This window comes from Marinomonas rhizomae, assembly GCF_024397855.1.
GTDB lineage: Bacteria > Pseudomonadota > Gammaproteobacteria > Pseudomonadales > Marinomonadaceae > Marinomonas > Marinomonas rhizomae_A.
Genome location: NZ_CP073343.1, coordinates 986,463 through 1,007,415 on the forward strand (window position 1 = coordinate 986,463; position 20,953 = coordinate 1,007,415).

Consider the following 20,953-nt stretch of genomic DNA (forward strand, 5'->3'; position numbering starts at 1 on the left):
TACCAACATTACTTTTATAATTGAATGCTTAAGTAAGATAAACTAACTAGGATATGGATCAAAATAATGACTGTAAGCAGTAAAGACCTTTTAAATGACTTGCAAGCTCGCGGACTTATCGCCCAAATGACGGCAGAAGATGAGCTCAAAAAACATCTTGATGGTGGAAGTCGTACTCTTTATTGTGGTTTTGATCCGACCGCAGACAGCTTGCATTTGGGTCACCTTGTTCCGCTTCTTGTGTTAAAACGTTTCCAGGATGCAGGGCACAATCCGATAGCTTTGGTCGGTGGTGCGACCGGCCTTATAGGTGATCCCAGCTTTAAAGCGGCTGAACGTCAACTTAATACATCTGATATTGTTGCTAGTTGGGCTGAAAAAATTCGAGGACAAGTTAGTCAGTTTGTAAAATTTGATGATGTACCTAACCCTGCGCGAGTGGTAAATAATCTCGATTGGGCTGGTGAAATGAGTGTGCTGGATTTTTTGCGAGATATCGGTAAGCATTTTTCTGTCAATGCAATGATCAATAAAGAGTCTGTTCAGCAGCGACTTAATAGAGAAGGTGCTGGTATTTCTTTTACAGAATTTTCTTATGCCTTGTTACAGGGGATGGATTTCGCAGAATTAAATAGAGCCTACGATTGTACTTTGCAAGTTGGGGGGAGTGATCAGTGGGGGAATATTGTTGGTGGTATTGATCTTTCTCGTCGTCAAAATCAATCTCAGACTTTTGGCTTAACGGTTCCTTTAGTTACAAAATCAGATGGGACGAAGTTTGGTAAAACTGAATCTGGTGCGGTTTGGTTAGATTCTACTAAAACAAGCCAGTATGCATTCTACCAATTTTGGATGAATACTGCGGATGCTGATGTTTATAAGTTTTTGAAATTTTTTACCTTTTTAGGTCTTGCAGAAATTGATGCAATTGAAAAAACTGACAAAGAAAGTGGTGGTAAACCTCAGGCTCAGTCTATTCTTGCTCGAGAGGCAACTAAATTGGTTCATGGTGAAGAAGGCTTGCAAGCGGCAGAGCGTATTACCAACGCCTTATTTAGTGGTGAGGCAGACCAATTAAGTGAGCAAGACCTTGAGCAAATTCAGCTTGATGGTTTGCCAAGCAGTTCTTTGGTTGGGATTGATCTGACCGAGACTCCGCTTACTAGTCTAATGGCGGATGCAGGGCTGGCTGCTAGCGGTAAGCAGGTTAAAGATGCACTACAGCGTAACTCTGTATTTGTTAATGGCGTTGCAAAAGGGGTAAATGACAATATGGCAGCGTCAGATATCTTTACTCTTGAGAATGGTTATTTCGGTAAATACTTCCTTGTTAAGCTGGGTAAGAAAAAGCATCATTTGTTCGTGTTGTAGTCGTTGGTTAACGATCTAAGGATACATGACATATAAGAAAGACGCTTCGGCGTCTTTCTTATATGTGGGTTGCTCAATAAAAAATTCAAATTAATTAAAAGAAATTCAAGAAAGAGCTTGCGCAGAATTTTTGGGGATGTATTATACGCACCCACTGACACGGAGAACGACGCAAACAACGGTTTGCAACTTACTAAGGTAAGCAAGTTCAACGATGAATCAGACGCTCTTTAAAATAGATAATCAGATAATTTGTGTGGGCGCTCGCTGGAGGCTTCAGAAGATTGTCCAGATTGGTTTTTAACCGATTCGAGATGATCAAAAAAATTGAAGTCTTGCGAAACGTCTAACACGTCAATTCGCTTTATGTTGTTTTGTTGTTCTTCGGGACGACGAAATGATTAAGTTATTGTTAGTGTAATAGATTTTGAGTAAGCAAACTTTTTAACTGAAGAGTTTGATCATGGCTCAGATTGAACGCTGGCGGCAGGCTTAACACATGCAAGTCGAGCGGTAACAGGGGAGCTTGCTCCTGCTGACGAGCGGCGGACGGGTGAGTAACGCGTAGGAATCTGCCTAGTAGAGGGGGACAACATGTGGAAACGCATGCTAATACCGCATACGCCCTAAGGGGGAAAGGAGGGGACTCTTCGGAGCCTTCCGCTATTAGATGAGCCTGCGTAAGATTAGCTAGTTGGTAGGGTAAAGGCCTACCAAGGCGACGATCTTTAACTGGTCTGAGAGGATGGCCAGTCACACTGGGACTGAGACACGGCCCAGACTCCTACGGGAGGCAGCAGTGGGGAATATTGGACAATGGGCGGAAGCCTGATCCAGCCATGCCGCGTGTGTGAAGAAGGCCTTAGGGTTGTAAAGCACTTTCAGGGGTGAGGAAGGGTAACTGGCTAATATCCAGTTACTTTGACGTTAGCCCCAGAAGAAGCACCGGCTAACTCTGTGCCAGCAGCCGCGGTAATACAGAGGGTGCAAGCGTTAATCGGAATTACTGGGCGTAAAGCGCGCGTAGGTGGTTTGTTAAGTCGGATGTGAAATCCCAGGGCTCAACCTTGGAATGGCACCCGATACTGGCAGGCTAGAGTATGGTAGAGGGGTGTGGAATTTCCTGTGTAGCGGTGAAATGCGTAGATATAGGAAGGAACATCAGTGGCGAAGGCGACACCCTGGACTAATACTGACACTGAGGTGCGAAAGCGTGGGGAGCAAACAGGATTAGATACCCTGGTAGTCCACGCCGTAAACGATGTCTACTAGCCGTTGGGTTGTAATGACTTAGTGGCGCAGCTAACGCAATAAGTAGACCGCCTGGGGAGTACGGCCGCAAGGTTAAAACTCAAATGAATTGACGGGGGCCCGCACAAGCGGTGGAGCATGTGGTTTAATTCGACGCAACGCGAAGAACCTTACCTACTCTTGACATCCAGAGAATTCGCTAGAGATAGCTTAGTGCCTTCGGGAACTCTGAGACAGGTGCTGCATGGCTGTCGTCAGCTCGTGTTGTGAAATGTTGGGTTAAGTCCCGTAACGAGCGCAACCCTTATCCTTATTTGCCAGCACTTCGGGTGGGAACTTTAAGGAGACTGCCGGTGACAAACCGGAGGAAGGTGGGGACGACGTCAAGTCATCATGGCCCTTACGAGTAGGGCTACACACGTGCTACAATGGCGTATACAGAGGGCTGCGAACTAGCGATAGTAAGCGAATCCCAGAAAGTACGTCGTAGTCCGGATTGGAGTCTGCAACTCGACTCCATGAAGTCGGAATCGCTAGTAATCGTGAATCAGAATGTCACGGTGAATACGTTCCCGGGCCTTGTACACACCGCCCGTCACACCATGGGAGTTGATTGCTCCAGAAGTAGCTAGCTTAACCCTTCGGGGATGGCGGTTACCACGGAGTGGTCAATGACTGGGGTGAAGTCGTAACAAGGTAGCCCTAGGGGAACCTGGGGCTGGATCACCTCCTTAAACGATAGAAACCTCTGGTGAGCGTTCACACAAATTATCTGATGGTGTTTTAAACGACACAATATCTAGTTTATAAGAAGCACAGAAAGTATTTGGGTCTGTAGCTCAGTTGGTTAGAGCGCACCCCTGATAAGGGTGAGGTCGGCCGTTCAAATCGGCCCAGACCCACCAGTATATCAATAACCGCGTTATTTAAGCCCTCGTTTAGAAAGCTAAACGTCGATCTTAAAAGCCTTGTTCTTGACATTCTGGTATTTGATTGGAGATATCTTCTTTAGTCAACCAAATACGATCTAGTTAGTAATGGGGCTATAGCTCAGCTGGGAGAGCGCCTGCTTTGCACGCAGGAGGTCTGCGGTTCGATCCCGCATAGCTCCACCATTTACTGATGACAATCACTCTGTGTAAAAGATTAGAAGAGAGTTCTAAGCAAGACGCTAAACATCTTACACATTCGTGTGTTGGGTGATTTTTAGTCTCTGACTTAGTGCTTTGCACTAAACTTGCTCTTTAACAATTCGAATTTTGAAATAACGATGAATCAAGCGTTAAACCGGTGGAAGTTCACTTTAACCTAGTGACTTCTATTATCGTAAATCCAGAGAGACACAAAAGCTCTTTGGTATGTGATCCGAAACTATTTTGGGTTATATGGTCAAGTGACCAAGCGTGCACGGTGGATGCCTTGGCAGTCAGAGGCGATGAAGGACGTGGTAATCTGCGAAAAGGTTCGGGGAGTCGATAAACAGACTTTGATCCGAACATGTCCGAATGGGGAAACCCACTCTACTTGTAGAGTATCCCACAGTGAATACATAGCTGTGTGGAGGCGAACCCGGGGAACTGAAACATCTAAGTACCCGGAGGAAAAGAAATCAACCGAGATTCCCTAAGTAGCGGCGAGCGAAAGGGGATTAGCCCTTAAGTGGTTTTGGTGTTAGTAGAAGGCTCTGGAAAGTGCCGCGATAGAGGGTGATAGCCCCGTATACGAAAACACCTTAATCATGAAAACGAGTAGGACGGGACACGTGTTATCCTGTCTGAATATGGGGGGACCATCCTCCAAGGCTAAATACTCCTGACTGACCGATAGTGAACCAGTACCGTGAGGGAAAGGCGAAAAGAACCCCTGTGAGGGGAGTGAAATAGATCCTGAAACCGTGTACGTACAAGCAGTGGGAGCGGACTTGTTCCGTGACTGCGTACCTTTTGTATAATGGGTCAACGACTTATTTTCAGTAGCAAGGTTAAGCACATAGTGGAGCCGTAGGGAAACCGAGTCTTAATAGGGCGTTTAGTTGCTGGGAATAGACCCGAAACCGGGCGATCTATCCATGAGCAGGTTGAAGGTTGAGTAACATCAACTGGAGGACCGAACCCACATCCGTTGAAAAGGCTGGGGATGACTTGTGGATAGGAGTGAAAGGCTAATCAAGCTCGGAGATAGCTGGTTCTCCTCGAAAGCTATTTAGGTAGCGCCTCGTATCTCACCATTGGGGGTAGAGCACTGTTTGGGCTAGGGGGTCATCCCGACTTACCAACCCCATGCAAACTCCGAATACCAATGAGTGCAATTACGGGAGACACACGGCGGGTGCTAACGTCCGTCGTGGAAAGGGAAACAACCCAGACCGTCAGCTAAGGTCCCAAAGTTACAGTTAAGTGGGAAACGATGTGGGAAGGCTTAGACAGCTAGGAGGTTGGCTTAGAAGCAGCCATCCTTTAAAGAAAGCGTAATAGCTCACTAGTCGAGTCGGCCTGCGCGGAAGATATAACGGGGCTCAAACTGTACACCGAAGCTACGGATGCTTAATTTATTAGGCATGGTAGAGGAGCGTTCTGTAAGCCGTTGAAGGTCAAGCTGTAAGGCAGGCTGGAGGTATCAGAAGTGCGAATGTTGACATGAGTAACGATAAGGGGAGTGAAAAACTCCCCCGCCGGAAGACCAAGGTTTCCTGTCCCATGTTAATCAGGGCAGGGTGAGTCGGCCCCTAAGGCGAGGCAGAAATGCGTAGTCGATGGAAAACAGGTTAATATTCCTGTACCGATGTATATTGCGATGGAGAGACGGAGAAGGCTAGGCCAGCACAGCGATGGTTGTCTGTGTTTAAGGCGGTAGGCAAGTGACTTAGGCAAATCCGGGTCACTCTTTTAGAGAGAATGCCGAGAACTGATGACGAGCCCTCTTTTGGGCGAAGTGGTTGATGCCATGCTTCCAGGAAAAACTTCTAAGCTTCAGATATACATTGACCGTACCCCAAACCGACACAGGTGGTCAGGTAGAGAATACCAAGGCGCTTGAGAGAACTCGGGTGAAGGAACTAGGCAAAATGGTACCGTAACTTCGGGAGAAGGTACGCCGGCCGGTGTGAAGGACTTGCTCCGTAAGCACTAGTCGGTCGAAGATACCAGGTGGCTGCGACTGTTTATTAAAAACACAGCACTCTGCAAACACGAAAGTGGACGTATAGGGTGTGACGCCTGCCCGGTGCTTGAAGGTTAATTGATGGGGTTAGCGCAAGCGAAGCTCTTGATCGAAGCCCAAGTAAACGGCGGCCGTAACTATAACGGTCCTAAGGTAGCGAAATTCCTTGTCGGGTAAGTTCCGACCTGCACGAATGGCGTAACGATGGCCACACTGTCTCCACCCGAGACTCAGTGAAATTGAAATCGCAGTGAAGATGCTGTGTATCCGCGGCTAGACGGAAAGACCCCGTGAACCTTTACTATAGCTTCACAGTGAACTTTGAACCTACTTGTGTAGGATAGGTGGGAGGCTTTGAAGTGCAGACGCCAGTTTGCATGGAGCCACTCTTGAAATACCACCCTGGTATGTTTGAGGTTCTAACTCAGGTCCCTTATCGGGATCGAGGACACTGTGTGGTGGGTAGTTTGACTGGGGCGGTCTCCTCCCAAAGAGTAACGGAGGAGCACGAAGGTGTGCTCAGCATGGTCGGAAATCATGCATAGAGTGTAAAGGCAAAAGCACGCTTAACTGCGAGACAGACACGTCGAGCAGGTACGAAAGTAGGTCTTAGTGATCCGGTGGTTCTGTATGGAAGGGCCATCGCTCAACGGATAAAAGGTACTCCGGGGATAACAGGCTGATACCGCCCAAGAGTTCACATCGACGGCGGTGTTTGGCACCTCGATGTCGGCTCATCACATCCTGGGGCTGAAGCCGGTCCCAAGGGTATGGCTGTTCGCCATTTAAAGTGGTACGCGAGCTGGGTTTAGAACGTCGTGAGACAGTTCGGTCCCTATCTGCCGTGGACGTTTGAGATTTGAGAGGAGCTGCTCCTAGTACGAGAGGACCGGAGTGGACGAACCTCTGGTGTTCCGGTTGTCACGCCAGTGGCATTGCCGGGTAGCTATGTTCGGACGGGATAACCGCTGAAAGCATCTAAGCGGGAAGCCTCCCTTAAGATAAGATCTCACTGGGACATAAGTCCCCTAAAGAGCCGTTCGAGACTAGGACGTTGATAGGTTGGGTGTGTAAGTGCTGTGAGGCATTGAGCTAACCAATACTAATTGCTCGTGAGGCTTGACCATATAACACCAAAGTGGTTTTGGATGAGAAGAGTGAAAGCTCAAGATCATCAAAATGACAAAGACACATATACGATATTGAATAAGCTGGTTTATCGCTTGATACACGTTATTTCAAAATGAATTGTTAAAGATCCAAGCACGTATTCGCGTGTTTTGAGTCAAGTCGAAAGACAATGCAATAAACGCATACCTCAAAACAAACGCAAAACGAATTGCTTGACGATCATAGAGGCGTTGAACCACCTGATCCCATCCCGAACTCAGAAGTGAAAAGCGCCATCGCCGATGGTAGTGTGGGAGATCCCATGTGAGAGTAGGTCGTCGTCAAGCTTTATATTAAGAAGGCCCTGATAGCTATGCTGTCAGGGCTTTTTTTCGTCTGGAAAAAACAGCCCCCATCTCTTCACTACTTCTGAATACATGTGACTGAGCGATGTTCCGAAGGAATCAGCTCAGGGCGCCGAATGGCGCGGCGAAGCTTCAGATCATGGTAGGTCTTCCTACAAGAGGATAAGCATCCCGCAAGGGGGTAAAAACTCATGCGAAATGATATCTAAGAGATGTAGTGCTATTGATTATTTGGTCTCTTTCAAACATTTTCTATGATTTAGTGAATTATACGAGTATTTTTCTTGCAGAAACCGCACATCTTCGCTAAATTATTCCGCAGACAGAGAGTGAATGGATTCGCTCATGCCTCCAGGATGGAGGCTCTGTCTCTTATTAGGATGAATTGTGCTGCATGGACGCAGCGGAAAATCTCTTTACGCGTTACTTCTCACATTCTCGTTATCTCTATTCTTTTTTTCAAAAATCATTCACACCTTTAGCTTATTTAGTGTTTCTCATATTGAAACTTAGCTGTTGAGCATCATAATTGTGCAAATTATGATTCTTTTAGGATTTAATTCTGAGTTTAAGGGTGGCTAGGTTCTTGTATCAGCAGGTCGGTTACTTTTTCAATTCAAACGATTACTTCGAATTTTGATTGCGAGTACAAGCGATTAAGCATTTGCATAGGGATAGATAATTCCCATTCTTGAGCCTTAGATGCTACTTAGATAGAGGTTATCTAGAAAAATGAGCGTAAAGAAAAATATTTTTATATGTTTTATCTTAAACTGTTTTTTGATTAAAATTGAAAAAAAGTCATATAATACATATAGATAGAGAGTTCTCCTACATCCGCTTACATTTTTATTTAGCTTATATTGCTAAATATATGTAGAACATGATTGACCCAGCGGCTCAAAGCGGACTACAATCAATTTCGTTTAAAAGAGTTGGCAATATTTATGTCCAGAGTTGCGAATATTACGTCTTGTATGTTCGGTCCTGTTAAGTCATAAGTAATACCGAGTTTTTTTAGCACTATAACGAAGATGATTTACATTTTCGTATAAATTAACTTAACCTACAGGATAACAGACATGTCTGACGTAGTAACTGGTACAGTAAAATTTTTCAACGAAACTAAAGGTTTCGGTTTCATCACTCAGGATCAAGGTCCTGACGTTTTTGTTCATTTCTCTGCAATCAACACTTCTGGTTTCAAAACTTTGGCTGAAGGCCAAAAAGTTGAATTCCAAGTAGCTCAAGGCAAAAAAGGCCCTGAAGCTCAAAACGTTACACCTCTATAATGTAACGTTGCTGAGGATACTCTCAGCAGTGCGAATGCTAAAAAGCGACTTTTAAAGTCGCTTTTTTTGTTTTTATAGGTAACGATTTATATAAGGTGTGACTCTCTTAGTTAGGCCTAAATTATGTTGGTAAGTAGTAAGGAGGTTCTAATGGCTGTGAAGTCTTTACAGGAGCAACTGTTGGGTGTTGGGCTTGTTGATAAAAAGAAAGTTAAGAAATTAAAAGCTGAATCTTTACAGCTAAAACAAAAAGTAAAAAAAGGCAAGGTTGTTGCGTCTGATGATAGCCGCCAAGAAGAGCTGAAGCGTCAAAGGGAGGCGAAGGCTGAGAATGATCGAGCGTTAAACATGGAGCGACAGAAGCTTGCAGAGCAAAAAGCGATCCATGGGCAGATTCGTCAGATGATTGAGCAGAATCGTGTGCGAAAAGAGGATGGAGACATTGCTTATCATTTTACTGATAATAAAAAAGTAAAGCAGCTGTATATAAGTCAACCTATGCACGATGATTTGAGTCGTGGGCGCTTAGCAATAGTAAAACTTGATGAATCGTATGAGATCATCCCAGAGCCTGTTGCTGTGAAAATTAATGAACGTGATTCGTCCTATATTCTTGTTTGTAATAATCGCATTGAGAGTGTTGAAGATGATCCGTATGCAGACTTTCAAATTCCTGATGATTTGATGTGGTAACCGTATTGTTATTGCTGAATGAGGGTTTTCTTAACCCTCTAGTTCTCATATTTTACCTATTCCCTTTTTTAGTCCTCTATGTCGTTTATTGCTGTGTGAAGTAGTCGATAAGCAATGTATTTTCAAAAAAAAGTACTTAAATAACGTTTTTATGCACATTGATATCCCCTTATATCTATTAAGCTATTGATTTTAATATATTATTTTCAATCCACCTCTTTTTCTATATCCTTTTTATGTAACATATTTCAAGAAAAAAGCACATATAGTGAATACTTGATGCAACTAACTTGCGAGTGGTTGTCTATTTCTACGAAATGTTTAGATTGTTTGACTGTTGCTTGCACATATCAAGCGCCTACAAGAAAAGCGTAAACATTCAAAAGGGAAACGAAAATGAAAAAATCGATTATTGCTATTGCTGTATCAAGTGCGGCACTTGCTTCTGTATCAACTTACGCAGCTGAAGGCTCTACTGTAGATGTCTACGGTAATATCCAGTACGCATACACTGATAACGATGCTGGTTCAGATTTTGAGGATAATGGTTCAACTTTTGGTTTTAAAGGTGAAACTAAAATCAACGACGATTTGACTGCTTTTTTCAAATATGAACTTGAAGCTGATGCTGACCAGAAAAAGTCAGGTGTAGATGTAAATCTTGATCAAGCTTTTGTTGGTTTAAAAGGTAACTTCGGTAAGGTTCAAGTAGGTTCATTCGATTCTATTTATAATAATGCCATTCAAGATTCTGTTGATCAGTTTGAATACCTAGGTTTCTCTTCAAATAATACGACATCTGAAGGCGATACTATTGCTTACTTCTCTCCTTCAATGGGTGGCTTTGAAGTTCAAGCGTCAGCTCAAGTTAAGGGCACTGATAATGCTAACGACGGTACCGCACTAACACTTGTAGGTAAATACAATGTTGACGCTTTGACTGTTGCTCTAGGTTATGATTCTCTTGAAAACGATCAAGCTGATGATGAAAACACTATAGGTCTATCTGTAGGTTATGATATTCAGTCTAACTTAAATGTTACGGCTAAATTTGAAACAACTAAAGATGCTGAAGATAGAGTTGGTCTATCTGCTCGTTACGGTTACGGCGCTGGTGATGTTTACGCTTCTGCGCAAGTTATCTCTCCTGACCAAGGCGATGAGTACAATGAAGCTGGCGTTGGCGTAACATACAGCCTAGCATCAAATGTTTATGTATACGGTGAAGTAGCTAGCATCGAAGCAAGCGCTGATGCTGATGCAGACACACAAACAGCTGTTGGTGTTTACTACGGTTTCTAAGATCTTCTTATAGTTGATTTTATTTACTCTAAGGCTCCTGCTAATTAATAAGGTGGGAGCCTTATGTTAAGCAAGATCATTCAAGGTTCCATATTTCTTCTCTTGTAGGCAGACTGTTGGAACATTTTGGCACTTGGTGGAAACATCAGGTGCTTTTTTTATTACAAGCTTTTCTACTTGATATTACAAATACTTGATTGTTATTTGACCAAACCGTTACACTGAAGTTTTACTTTGATTGGCGGTTGTTATGCTTAATATGGACTTTGCCCAAGCTGTGTTTATCGATACAAATAAACTTGATTGGGTTGCAAGTCCCATGTCTGGTGTTTATAGAAAGCCTTTGGCGCGAGAAGAGGCAGAGCGAGGCCATGCAACAAGTCTTGTGCAATATGAGGCGGGTTCAGTTTTTCGCCCTCATCCACATCCTTTAGGTGAAGAAATATTAGTGTTGAGCGGTATTTTTTCTGATGAAAAGGGGGATTTTAACGCTGGCAGTTATTTTAGAAATCCTCCCGGTAGTAGTCATGCGCCTCATAGCCATAATGGTTGCTTTCTATTAGTTAAGTTACATCAGTTTCAAACCACCGATTTAAATCAAGTCTATATAGATACTCCCGGTATTTGGTCATCTACACAATCTGGCATTCTGCCTCTTTACGAATTTGGTTCGGAGCGAGTCTGGTTTGTTCGTATTCAGAATGGTGAAGATATATTGCATGAATTGGACTTATCGGCTTCTGTTGAGTTATTTGTTATATCGGGGCAAGCTGAGTATGACGGCCTTCAAATGTCTTCTGGTGTATGGCTACGTGAGCCTGAGTTTAAGTTAGAGGATTGGGTGGTACCTTCAAGTTGTTTTATTTGGCTAAAGTCAGGCCATTTCTAATTCTTCCTATTCTTTGCTGGGGGTTAAATGAAGAATATCGTATCTGAGCAATCTAGGGTTTATTTGCCCATTGTTGAAAATGATCAAGTTTATCCAGTTGGTCGCGTTTTTTGTGTTGGTCGTAATTACGCAGAACATTCAAAAGAAATGGGGGATGACCCAGAACGAGATCCGCCATTCTTCTTTGTAAAAGATGCCTCTAGTGTTGTGCCTTCTGCGTTCTCTGACGTTACTCGTATTGCATACCCTATGGCCACATCACAGTTTGAATATGAAGTAGAGCTCGTGGTGGCGCTAGGAGAAGGCGGTCGTAATCTATCGTTGCAGCAAGCTAGAGAAGCCGTTCTTGGTTATGCTGTAGGCTTGGATATGACGCGTCGTGACCTTCAGGCGCAGGCGAAAAAGAAAGGGCGTCCTTGGGAAGTTGGCAAGTCATTTGATGAGTCCGCACCAATTAGTCCTATTTCATTAAAAACAGATTTGCTTGCAGGTAATGTTGCAAAAGCGGAGATCGGTTTAAAAGTGAATGGTGACCTTAAGCAAATTAGTAGTGTGGCCAATTTAACCTGGTCAATTGAAGAGGTTATTTGCAAACTGTCAGAGGTATTTGAATTGCGGCCTGGTGATTTAATCATGACAGGGACGCCTGAAAATGTAGGGGTTGTTGTTGCTGATGATGAGATGCTGGCTTGGGTTGAGCATTTGGGTGAGATAAGAATAAGTGTTACTGATTAAATTCAATAAATTTATTGAATATGGTGGATGCTGCTGGATGTTTATATTCGTTTAATAGTTGAGTTGCAACTTCAGCAGTGCAAAGGCCGATATTTTTTTGATTACGACGTTTTGTGTATATAGATGTCACGCCCTGAATTTCATAGTGTTTAAACTTATGTAGATAGGGCGATTTATTGTATATTTTCTGAGCCTGTTGCCAAGTTCCATCAATTATAATGATGTTGTTGATTGACTGCGAAATATCCTCACAGAATCTTTGTTGTTCGTTTTTACATAGGTAAATGAGTAATGTGTTACTAGGAGATAGATTTAAGATATCTATGCTTGGTGAAACTCTGGACCATACGACGACTTCACACTCATCATTCAGTACCTCTTTTACTAGCTTTCCTGTACCTGAAGGCTTTTTGAGTTCTTCGCTATGGGTGAGTAACCAGATTTTCATTAGAGTCTTCGCTATTGATAAATAGGCAATTATACCCTTCATTAAAATGAACTAGAATATGAAAAAGCCTGATGGCGGTGCAGTAAACAATGAACCGCCATCAGGCCCAACAAAAGTAGTGTTATTCTTTGCCAATAGAGCCAATTTTATGAATTGATAAATCAGCGCCGTTGAATTCATCCTCTTCACTGAGACGTAAACCACTTACAGACTTAACTATTCCATAAACAATAAACCCACTCAGCGCTGCTATCACAACTCCCCCTAGGCTTCCTAAGAGCTGAGAGAGGAAGCTAACGCCACCTAGTCCACCAAGTGATTCAGATCCGAAAATCCCTGCGGCAATGCCTCCCCAGGCCCCACAAACACCATGAAGTGGCCAAACACCAAGAACATCATCTGTGTTTTTGAATTTTTGTTGAACAACAGTAAAGAGAGTGGTGAATATAGCACCGGCAAATGCGCCTGTGACTAATGCGCCAATAGGATGCATGATGTCTGAACCTGCGCAGATAGCGACTAAGCCTGCTAATGGGCCGTTATGGATAAAGCCTGGGTCATTTTTACCAAACAGCATGGCCGCAATAATGCCGCCGACCATGGCCATTAAAGAGTTTACAGCGACTAAGCCACTTACCCCTTCTAGCGTTTGTGCGGACATAACGTTAAAGCCAAACCAGCCTATGCAAAGAATCCAGGCGCCTAATGCCAAAAATGGGATGTTTGATGGTGCGAAAGCAACTAGCTTTCCATGCTTAAAGCGGCCGCGACGAGTGCCAAGTAATACTATGGCTGCTAGCGCAACCCACCCACCAAAAGCATGAACGACAACAGAGCCTGCAAAATCATGAAAAGGGGCGCCATAATGTTTGGTTAGCCAATCTTGAAGACCGTAATTGCCATTCCATACAATGCCTTCAAAAAGTGGGTAGGCAATACCAACAATTACCGCTGCGGAAATCAGCATAGGATAAAACTTAGCACGCTCAGCGACGCCACCTGAAATGATGGCGGGTATCGCAGCGGCAAAGGTCATGAGGAAGAAAAACTTCACTAGGCTATAACCGTGCTCTTGCGATAGTACGGCGGCGCTATCAAAAAAATTGACTCCATAAGCGATTTGATAGCCAATAAAAAAATAAACGAGCGCTGAAATAGCAAAATCCGTCATTATTTTGACTAACGCATTTACTTGGTTTTTATGTCTTACTGTCCCAACTTCTAAAAAAGCAAACCCAGCATGCATGGCGAACACCATTATGGCGCCAAGTAATATAAAAAGGGTGTTTGAACTGGAAACTAGCATTTCTACTGCACTGTTTGTGGATGTCACACGTGGCTCCTAACGTTTGTCTTTGCACCGAAAAGGTTTGCTATCATCCATAGTTGCTCTTTTTTGGGGCTTAATTGGTGTTTTGGATTAATGAATTTAAAGCTTAATCTGCTTTAAGCAATTATTGTTCCATTTATGCCATTATTTGGTGCCTTTTGGTGTCATGGATTATTTATGCACCGTTTTGGTGGAGGATTAATGTGGGTTATGGTTTTCACTTAATAGAATGGAGTTGGCTAATATTTCATCTAGGTGTTATTACTTTTTTTAACAATACTTGTTTTTAGTCTACTTTCTATTTTGCTATTAACGACTTATTATCAATTAGTTAGTGTGTTTTTAAGATTATTATTGGCTTAAAACGCTTAACGTTAGGGAATTACTCAAAGCTAAGTTGCTTTTAGTGTAGTTAAAAGATTGCTCATTTAAGAGCAACATAAAAATGAGGTTGTTATGTCAGGTCAGTTAGTATCAGGTATTGTAAAATGGTTTAACGATGAAAAAGGCTTTGGTTTTATCGAGCGTGAAGGTGGAGCAGATGTTTTTGTTCATTTTCGTTCTATAAATGGAACGGGCCGTCGTACTCTGCAAGAAGGTCAAAAAGTAACATTTGAAGTAACTCAAGGGCAAAAAGGTCCTCAAGCTGAGAATGTTACTCCAGCTTAATTGAGCTTTTAATCGGTCAAAAACCATGCGTGTGAACCTCTTACTTTGTATAAGATGTTTATTAAAAGGCATGGTTTTTTTATGCTTGTGATTTTTTAGAAAAAGGAGGTTGTTTTGTTACCTGTTCTGTATTCGTTCAGACGCTGTCCTTATGCAATTAGGTCTAGATATATGATTGCCTTATTGGGTGTGCCTGTACATTTACGTGAGGTGGTTTTGAGGTCTAAGCCTTCTGAGTTGCTGTCATTAGGCGGACGATCCAGTGTGCCTCAGCTTGTTGATATTGATGGGACGAGGTATCCAGAAAGTCTTGATATCATTTTCTGGGCGCTTACCAGCTCTGATTACAAGAAAGCCGTAAATGAGCTATGGCCATCGAATAGTATTCGAAGAAATCGAATGAAGGCTTGGATAACTTATAATGATCACTTTTTCAAATACTGGTTAGATCGTTATAAGTACGCAGATCGATATCCTGAATACAGTGAAGACTACTATCGTGATAAAGGTGAGGTCTTTTTGTCTCGTTTGGATAAGCGTTTAAGCGAAAGGAACTTTTTATTTGGAGACAAGATGAGTTTGGCTGATATTGCTGTTTTTCCGTTCATACGTCAGTTTGCAGCGGTTAATCAGAAATGGTTTGATGCATCTCAATATAATAATGTTAAGCGTTGGTTGGTTAGTTTTGTAAATTCGGAAATATTTAATTCAGTGGTCATGGTAAAGTATCCAGCCTGGCAAGCAGGGCAAGAAAATACTCTTTACCCTGCAAACCAATATGCCAATTAGATACGGCTTATTCGATGAGCCCAAACGTTACCCAATATAAAAATCCTGGATCGGCATCACTTGGTAATTTAAGTTTGATGAATTTTCCCTGATCATCGATATGTAGTGTGTTTGGGAAGTTTTGTTTTAACACTGCAAGATTAGTCTGCGCTAAATCTGGTTCATTCAAATCCTTGTAAGATTGAATGCTAATAGCTAGGGCTTCCTCAACAGATCGTGTACTTGGATAGTGTTGAATAACCTCTTGGCTACGACGTAGGGCAGAAAGTGGCGCTTTCCTTTTTAAATAATAATGCGCCACTTGTAGTTCATGACGAGCCACCATTTCGCGTAAATAATACATTCGTGCTTTTGCATCCGGAGCGTATGTACTTTTCGGAAAGCGAGACGTGAAATCAGCGAGCTCATTAAAGGCTTTAGTTAGCTCTTTTGAGTCTCTTTCGCTTGGGTCTAGACCCAGGTAGCGAGACATTAAGCTCTCTGCGCCTTTGTAGGTTGATAAAGCACGCATATAATAAGCGTAATCAATTGAGTCATGCTCTGGGTGATTTTTGATAAAGCGTTCAGCAGACGCATGAGCGGCAATGAAATCACTTGCCTCCATTTGCGCGTAAATTAGATCTAATTCTGCGCGAATACTAAATTCGCCAAACGGATATCGAGAATCTAAATCTTTAAGGTGCTTAATGGCTGTCGTGGGAAGGTTTTCTTCCAGAGCTTGTTGAGCTTTGTCGTAATAGACGCGTTCTGGAAGGTCTGGTTCCTGTACTTGTTTGCTTGAACAAGCAACAATGAATAAAGAAAAACTTACTATTCCAGAGAATCGGAGCAACGAGTGATGAAATCCCATGTATAATCAAAACCTTGATATGGTAGTAGATAAGCCTTAATCGGCATTTTGTAGCGTTATATTGCGAAAGATGATGAAGTGCAAGGCGCTACACGTTTTTTCACATTCAAGCCCAATGATAAAATTATTGAGCTGAAAACAACAGATTAAAGTACATTGTATGGCAGAGCGCATAGTAAAAGAAGCCCAAGTTCCGTTCGATTTGGGTGGTAACCGTTTCGATCAGATCGCAACAGAATTGTTTAGCGACTATTCCCGTTCACGAATTCAAGGCTGGATTAAAGAAGGAGCCTTGAAAGTTGATGGAAAAATCACTAAGCCAAAAGAGAAATTATTTGGTGGTGAAGTGGTGACATTAGACATCGTGATCGAGGCTCAAGAAGAGCATGAAGCACAAGAAATGGACCTTGATGTTGTTTATGAAGATAACGACATTATGATTATTAATAAGCCGGCGGGCTTGGTTGTTCACCCTGCTGTGGGTAACCGAGATGGCACCCTGATGAACGCAATTCTTCATCATGCACCAGAGACGGCTCATATTCCGCGCGCGGGTATTGTGCATCGCCTGGATAAAGAAACAACAGGTCTAATGGTGGTTGCCAAGACGTTGGCCGCACAAACCGATCTTGTGACTCAGCTGCAAGAGCGCAGCATGGGGCGTGAGTATGAAGCAATCTCTATTGGTGTAATGACTGGCGGTGGTGTAGTGGATGAGCCAATTGGCCGCCACCCACATAACCGCCAAAAGCAAGCGGTAGAGCCTGTAAACGGTAAAGATGCAGTCACACATTATCGTTTGGTTGAGCGTTTCAAAAACCATACACATATCCGTTTAAAACTAGAAACTGGACGAACGCACCAAATTCGCGTTCATATGGCGTTTATTCAATATCCATTGGTAGGCGATCCTCAATATGGTGGACGCTTGAAAATGCCAAAAGCGTGTTCTCCAGAGTTACAAGAGGAATTGCGTCACTTCCGTCGTCAGGCGTTGCATGCCAAGAAGTTAGAGCTTTCTCATCCTATTTCGGGTGAATGGATGGAATGGGAAATTGATTTGCCAGCTGATATGAAGAAATTATTGGATGCACTTAAAAAGGATACGGTAGAGTCTGGTAGTAATGACTCTGAGTATTTTTAATTAAATTGTATGTTTAGAGGCAGCTTTGGCTGCCTTTTTTTATTTTTGGAGATAGTTATGTCTTCTAACGCCTCTTCTTATATTTGTCCTAGTTGGCCTGCGCCATCATCCGTTCGTGCTTATGTTTCTACTCGTATTGGAGGTGTAAGCGGCGCCCCGTTTGATGGGCTTAATTTAGGTCTCCATGTTCAGGATGATCCCCTTGCTGTGATGCAAAATCGTCAACTCTTTGCATCACGTGTAGGGATGCCAGACTCTATTGTTTGGCTAAATCAGGTGCATGGAATTGATGTGGCACTTTTACCTTGCGGTGTATTGCCTGAAAGTGCAGATGCCGCGGTATCTTATACTGTAAATCAAGTTTGTGCTGTGCTGACGGCCGATTGTTTGCCTGTCTTTTTTTGCAATCAAGCTGGGACGCAGGTCGCGGTGGCTCATGCTGGTTGGCGTGGGCTTTGTGCCGGCGTTTTAGAGTCTACCTTAGCGAAATTCGATGAAAAAGAGCCTATCATGGCTTGGCTAGGGCCGGCAATTGGTCCTGATGCATTTGAAGTCGGAGAAGAGGTGCGAGAAGCATTTATGTCGATTATTCCCGATGCGGAAGCGGCTTTCAAACCAGCCCAGCAAAAAGGTAAATGGCTAGGTGATTTGTATTTATTGGCCAAGCAGCGTTTAGTGGCTGCAGGCGTGACACAGATTTATGGAGGTGATTATTGTACATTTACTGATGATGAGCGTTTTTATTCCTATCGGCGCGATGGTAAAACAGGGCGAATGGCCTCTGTTATTTGGATAGATGGTTAGAAATATTGTGTTTTATTGATGGGTGTCAAAAAAATGACACCCGAGCTCTTGAAAAGTCATTTTTAGGGGCTATTAAGCTTTTAATATAAATATTCCATCTTATGTTACAGAGGATGTTAGATCATGCGTATAGATCGTTTAACCAGTAAATTGCAGCTAGCGCTTTCCGATGCCCAGTCCGTTGCACTTGGGCAGGATCATTCTTATATCGAGCCGCTTCACTTGATGATGGCCTTGCTAGATCAGCAGGGTGGTAGTACTCGTCCAATCCTTCAGCAAGCTGGTATTCCTGTCGCTAAATTTCGCGAAAGTTTAAATGAGTTATTAACTCGTCTTCCCAAAGTGAATGACCATGATGGCAATGTGCAGATGTCTCCAGAATTGGGGCGGTTGCTTAATTTAGCGGATAAAGAAGCGCAGAAGCGAAAAGATCAGTATATCTCATCCGAACTTGTGTTGATGGCTATGTTTGATGGCAAAGATGATCTTGCCAAAAGCCTCAAAGCGAGTGGTGTGACAAAAGCGGATATCGCTGTTGTGATTGATAGTATTCGTGGCGGTGATTCGGTGAATGACCCTGATGCAGAAGAAAGTCGTCAAGCGTTGGATAAGTACACGGTTGATCTAACAGCGAGAGCGGCAGAAGGCAAACTGGACCCAGTTATTGGTCGAGATGATGAAATTCGTCGTACGATTCAAGTCCTGCAGCGTCGTCGTAAGAATAACCCCGTTTTGATTGGTGAGCCTGGCGTGGGTAAAACTGCCATTGTAGAAGGCTTGGCCCAGCGAATTATTAACGGAGAAGTACCTGAAGGCTTAAAAAATAAACGCGTTTTGTCCCTTGATATGGCGGCCCTGATCGCGGGTGCCAAATACCGTGGTGAATTTGAAGAGCGCCTAAAAGCCTTGCTTAATGAGTTAGCAAAGCAAGAAGGGCAAGTGATTTTGTTTATTGATGAAATTCACACCATGGTTGGCGCGGGCAAGTCGGAAGGCTCAATGGACGCAGGCAATATGCTTAAGCCCGCGCTTGCTCGTGGTGAGTTGCATTGTGTTGGTGCCACCACATTGAATGAATATCGACAGTTTATTGAAAAAGACGCGGCATTAGAAAGACGTTTCCAGAAAGTGTTGGTGGAGGAGCCCAGTGTGCTTGATTCCATCGCTATTTTGAGGGGGTTAAAAGAGCGTTATGAGGTTCACCATGGTGTGGATATTACTGACTCCGCCATCATTGCTGCCGCGAAGCTCTCACAGCGTTATATAACCGATAGACAGTTGCCAGATAAGGCGATTGATTTGATTGATGAAGCAGGCAGTCGTATCCGTATGGAAATGGACTCTAAACCGGAAGATATGGACCGTTTAGAGCGCCGCTTAATCCAGTTAAAGATTGAAAAAGAAGCCTTAAAGAAAGAAAAGGATAAAGCATCTAAGCTGCGACTAGCTGAACTGGATGTTGAAATTGATGGCTTACAGAAGCAGTTTTCTGACTTGGAAGAAATCTGGAATGCTGAAAAAGCCGCCGTTCAAGGTGCGCAAAAGCTCAAAGAAGAGTTGGAGTCAGTTCGCCATGAAATGGAAGAAGCCCGTCGAAGTGGTAATTTAGCGAAAATGTCAGAGCTACAGTATGGCGTGATTCCAATGTTAGAGGCCGAGATTGAAAAAGCCAGTAAAGCAGAAGAAACAACAGAAACTCGATTGTTAAAAAGGCGAGTGACAGAGGAAGAAATTGCGACCGTGGTGTCGCGATGGACAGGCATTCCCGTTGATAAAATGCTCGAAGGCGAACGCGATAAGTTGTTACGTATGGAAGAGGCATTGCATGAATCTGTCATGGGGCAAGATGAAGCCGTTTTGGCTGTCTCTAATGCGGTTCGCCGTTCTCGTTCAGGCTTGGCTGATCCTAATCGACCTAATGGCTCTTTCCTGTTCTTGGGACCTACGGGCGTGGGTAAGACAGAGTTATGTAAGTCGCTTGCGAAGTTTCTTTTTGATACAGAGCAAGCCATGGTTCGGATTGATATGTCTGAGTTTATGGAAAAGCATTCTGTTGCTAGATTAATTGGTGCGCCTCCAGGTTATGTGGGTTATGAAGAAGGAGGGTATTTGACGGAAGCGGTAAGACGTCGTCCTTATTCTGTATTGCTGCTAGATGAAGTTGAAAAAGCGCATCCTGATGTTTTCAATATTCTTCTACAAGTTTTAGATGATGGTCGATTAACCGATGGGCAAGGTCGAACTGTAGATTTTAGAAATACGGTTATTGTCATGACCTCGAACTTGGGTTCTGATCTGATTCAAGAATATCAATCTGCGGATCAATATGAGGAGATTAAATCTAAAGTTATGGAAGTGGTGGGAACGCATTTCCGTCCGGAATTCATTAACCGTATTGATGAGACCGTTGTATTTCATCCTCTAATGAAGTCTCAGATCAAAGGCATTGCGACCATTCAGCTGGCGCATTTAAATGATAGATTGAAAGAGATGGGAATGACCTTAGCATTGACTGAAGCTGCTGCAGACCAGTTGGCAGAGGTTGGCTACGATCCTGTTTATGGTGCACGACCATTGAAGCGTGCAATACAGAAATGGATCGAAAACCCATTAGCAAATGAACTGCTATCTGGAAATTTCGTTTTAGGGGATATGATTAAAGTTCAGGTAATTAATAATCAGTTCGTTTTTTCTAAGGATTAATAGTTGATTAAGAATAAAAAAACGCTAGCTTTTCTAGGCTAGCGTTTTT

At 43.2% G+C, this 20,953-nt stretch carries 14 protein-coding genes, 2 tRNA genes and 3 rRNA genes; 16 read left to right on the forward strand and 3 right to left on the reverse strand.

Annotated elements, in window-relative coordinates; translation table 11 throughout:
• The first annotated feature begins 66 nt into the window (after nt 1-66).
• From tyrS to KDW99_RS04590, 11 genes are all read left to right on the forward strand, one after another.
• Complete coding sequence (tyrS, locus tag KDW99_RS04540; RefSeq protein ID WP_255828119.1) at nt 67-1,371, forward strand: tyrosine--tRNA ligase; 1,305 nt, start codon at nt 67-69, stop codon at nt 1,369-1,371.
• Nucleotides 1,372-1,816: 445 nt separating this feature from the next.
• Nucleotides 1,817-3,356, forward strand: a 16S ribosomal RNA gene (locus KDW99_RS04545).
• A 94-nt stretch (nt 3,357-3,450) separates the two neighbouring features.
• A tRNA-Ile gene (locus KDW99_RS04550) sits at nt 3,451-3,527 on the forward strand.
• Nucleotides 3,528-3,661: 134 nt separating this feature from the next.
• Nucleotides 3,662-3,737, forward strand: a tRNA-Ala gene (locus tag KDW99_RS04555).
• Nucleotides 3,738-4,009: 272 nt separating this feature from the next.
• Nucleotides 4,010-6,908, forward strand: a 23S ribosomal RNA gene (locus tag KDW99_RS04560).
• Between the two features lie 215 nt (nt 6,909-7,123).
• Nucleotides 7,124-7,238 (forward strand): 5S ribosomal RNA (rrf, locus tag KDW99_RS04565).
• Together the 16S, 23S and 5S rRNA genes with 2 tRNA genes alongside form the textbook arrangement of a ribosomal RNA operon.
• 1,100 nt (nt 7,239-8,338) lie before the next feature.
• Nucleotides 8,339-8,548, forward strand: a complete 210-nt coding sequence (locus KDW99_RS04570; RefSeq protein WP_012071288.1) for a cold-shock protein — start codon at nt 8,339-8,341, stop codon at nt 8,546-8,548.
• Nucleotides 8,549-8,698: 150 nt separating this feature from the next.
• Complete coding sequence (locus KDW99_RS04575) at nt 8,699-9,241, forward strand: DUF2058 domain-containing protein (RefSeq protein ID WP_255828120.1); 543 nt, start codon at nt 8,699-8,701, stop codon at nt 9,239-9,241.
• 396 nt (nt 9,242-9,637) lie between these two features.
• Nucleotides 9,638-10,543, forward strand: a complete 906-nt coding sequence (locus KDW99_RS04580) for a porin (protein ID WP_255828121.1) — start codon at nt 9,638-9,640, stop codon at nt 10,541-10,543.
• Between the two features lie 250 nt (nt 10,544-10,793).
• Complete coding sequence (locus KDW99_RS04585; protein WP_255828122.1) at nt 10,794-11,432, forward strand: cupin domain-containing protein; 639 nt, start codon at nt 10,794-10,796, stop codon at nt 11,430-11,432.
• A 27-nt stretch (nt 11,433-11,459) separates the two neighbouring features.
• Nucleotides 11,460-12,167: a fumarylacetoacetate hydrolase family protein gene (locus KDW99_RS04590; protein ID WP_255828123.1), complete on the forward strand. Its 708-nt coding sequence runs from the start codon at nt 11,460-11,462 to the stop codon at nt 12,165-12,167.
• Here KDW99_RS04590 and KDW99_RS04595 read toward each other — a convergent pair.
• Nucleotides 12,157-12,657 (reverse strand): DTW domain-containing protein, encoded by a 501-nt coding sequence (locus KDW99_RS04595; RefSeq protein WP_304941378.1) that lies wholly within the window; start codon nt 12,655-12,657, stop codon nt 12,157-12,159. The genes KDW99_RS04590 and KDW99_RS04595 overlap by 11 nt on opposite strands.
• Before the next feature lie 79 nt (nt 12,658-12,736).
• Nucleotides 12,737-13,948, reverse strand: coding sequence for an ammonium transporter (locus KDW99_RS04600; RefSeq protein WP_255828125.1), 1,212 nt, complete (start codon nt 13,946-13,948; stop codon nt 12,737-12,739).
• A gap of 453 nt (nt 13,949-14,401) precedes the next feature.
• Between KDW99_RS04600 and KDW99_RS04605 the strand changes: the two genes are divergently transcribed.
• Entirely contained in the window at nt 14,402-14,614 is a 213-nt protein-coding gene (locus KDW99_RS04605; protein WP_255828126.1) for a cold-shock protein, read from the forward strand.
• Nucleotides 14,615-14,728: 114 nt separating this feature from the next.
• On the forward strand, nt 14,729-15,403 hold the full coding sequence (locus tag KDW99_RS04610; RefSeq protein ID WP_255828127.1) for a glutathione S-transferase: 675 nt from the start codon (nt 14,729-14,731) through the stop codon (nt 15,401-15,403).
• A gap of 7 nt (nt 15,404-15,410) precedes the next feature.
• Here the strand turns inward: KDW99_RS04610 and KDW99_RS04615 are convergent, their stop codons facing one another.
• Complete coding sequence (locus KDW99_RS04615) at nt 15,411-16,253, reverse strand: outer membrane protein assembly factor BamD (protein ID WP_255828128.1); 843 nt, start codon at nt 16,251-16,253, stop codon at nt 15,411-15,413.
• Between the two features lie 160 nt (nt 16,254-16,413).
• On the opposite strand from KDW99_RS04615, the gene rluD reads away from it, so the two are divergent.
• The 3 genes from rluD (at nt 16,414) to clpB (ending at nt 20,904) form a co-directional block, all read left to right on the forward strand.
• Nucleotides 16,414-17,397, forward strand: a complete 984-nt coding sequence (gene rluD / locus KDW99_RS04620) for a 23S rRNA pseudouridine(1911/1915/1917) synthase RluD (protein ID WP_255828129.1) — start codon at nt 16,414-16,416, stop codon at nt 17,395-17,397.
• Between the two features lie 57 nt (nt 17,398-17,454).
• On the forward strand, nt 17,455-18,201 hold the full coding sequence (gene pgeF, locus KDW99_RS04625; RefSeq protein WP_255828130.1) for a peptidoglycan editing factor PgeF: 747 nt from the start codon (nt 17,455-17,457) through the stop codon (nt 18,199-18,201).
• Nucleotides 18,202-18,324: 123 nt separating this feature from the next.
• On the forward strand, nt 18,325-20,904 hold the full coding sequence (gene clpB / locus KDW99_RS04630) for an ATP-dependent chaperone ClpB (protein ID WP_255828131.1): 2,580 nt from the start codon (nt 18,325-18,327) through the stop codon (nt 20,902-20,904).
• Nucleotides 20,905-20,953 lie beyond the last annotated feature (49 nt).

Coding starts and splice junctions, on each gene's coding strand:
- tyrS (WP_255828119.1), top strand. CDS start 67: ATGACTGTAAGCAGTAAAGACCTTTTAAATGACTTGCAAGCTCGCGGA.
- KDW99_RS04570 (WP_012071288.1), top strand. CDS start 8,339: ATGTCTGACGTAGTAACTGGTACAGTAAAATTTTTCAACGAAACTAAA.
- KDW99_RS04575 (WP_255828120.1), top strand. CDS start 8,699: ATGGCTGTGAAGTCTTTACAGGAGCAACTGTTGGGTGTTGGGCTTGTT.
- KDW99_RS04580 (WP_255828121.1), top strand. CDS start 9,638: ATGAAAAAATCGATTATTGCTATTGCTGTATCAAGTGCGGCACTTGCT.
- KDW99_RS04585 (WP_255828122.1), top strand. CDS start 10,794: ATGCTTAATATGGACTTTGCCCAAGCTGTGTTTATCGATACAAATAAA.
- KDW99_RS04590 (WP_255828123.1), top strand. CDS start 11,460: ATGAAGAATATCGTATCTGAGCAATCTAGGGTTTATTTGCCCATTGTT.
- KDW99_RS04595 (WP_304941378.1), bottom strand. CDS start 12,657: ATGAAGGGTATAATTGCCTATTTATCAATAGCGAAGACTCTAATGAAA.
- KDW99_RS04605 (WP_255828126.1), top strand. CDS start 14,402: ATGTCAGGTCAGTTAGTATCAGGTATTGTAAAATGGTTTAACGATGAA.
- KDW99_RS04615 (WP_255828128.1), bottom strand. CDS start 16,253: ATGGGATTTCATCACTCGTTGCTCCGATTCTCTGGAATAGTAAGTTTT.
- rluD (WP_255828129.1), top strand. CDS start 16,414: ATGGCAGAGCGCATAGTAAAAGAAGCCCAAGTTCCGTTCGATTTGGGT.
- pgeF (WP_255828130.1), top strand. CDS start 17,455: ATGTCTTCTAACGCCTCTTCTTATATTTGTCCTAGTTGGCCTGCGCCA.
- clpB (WP_255828131.1), top strand. CDS start 18,325: ATGCGTATAGATCGTTTAACCAGTAAATTGCAGCTAGCGCTTTCCGAT.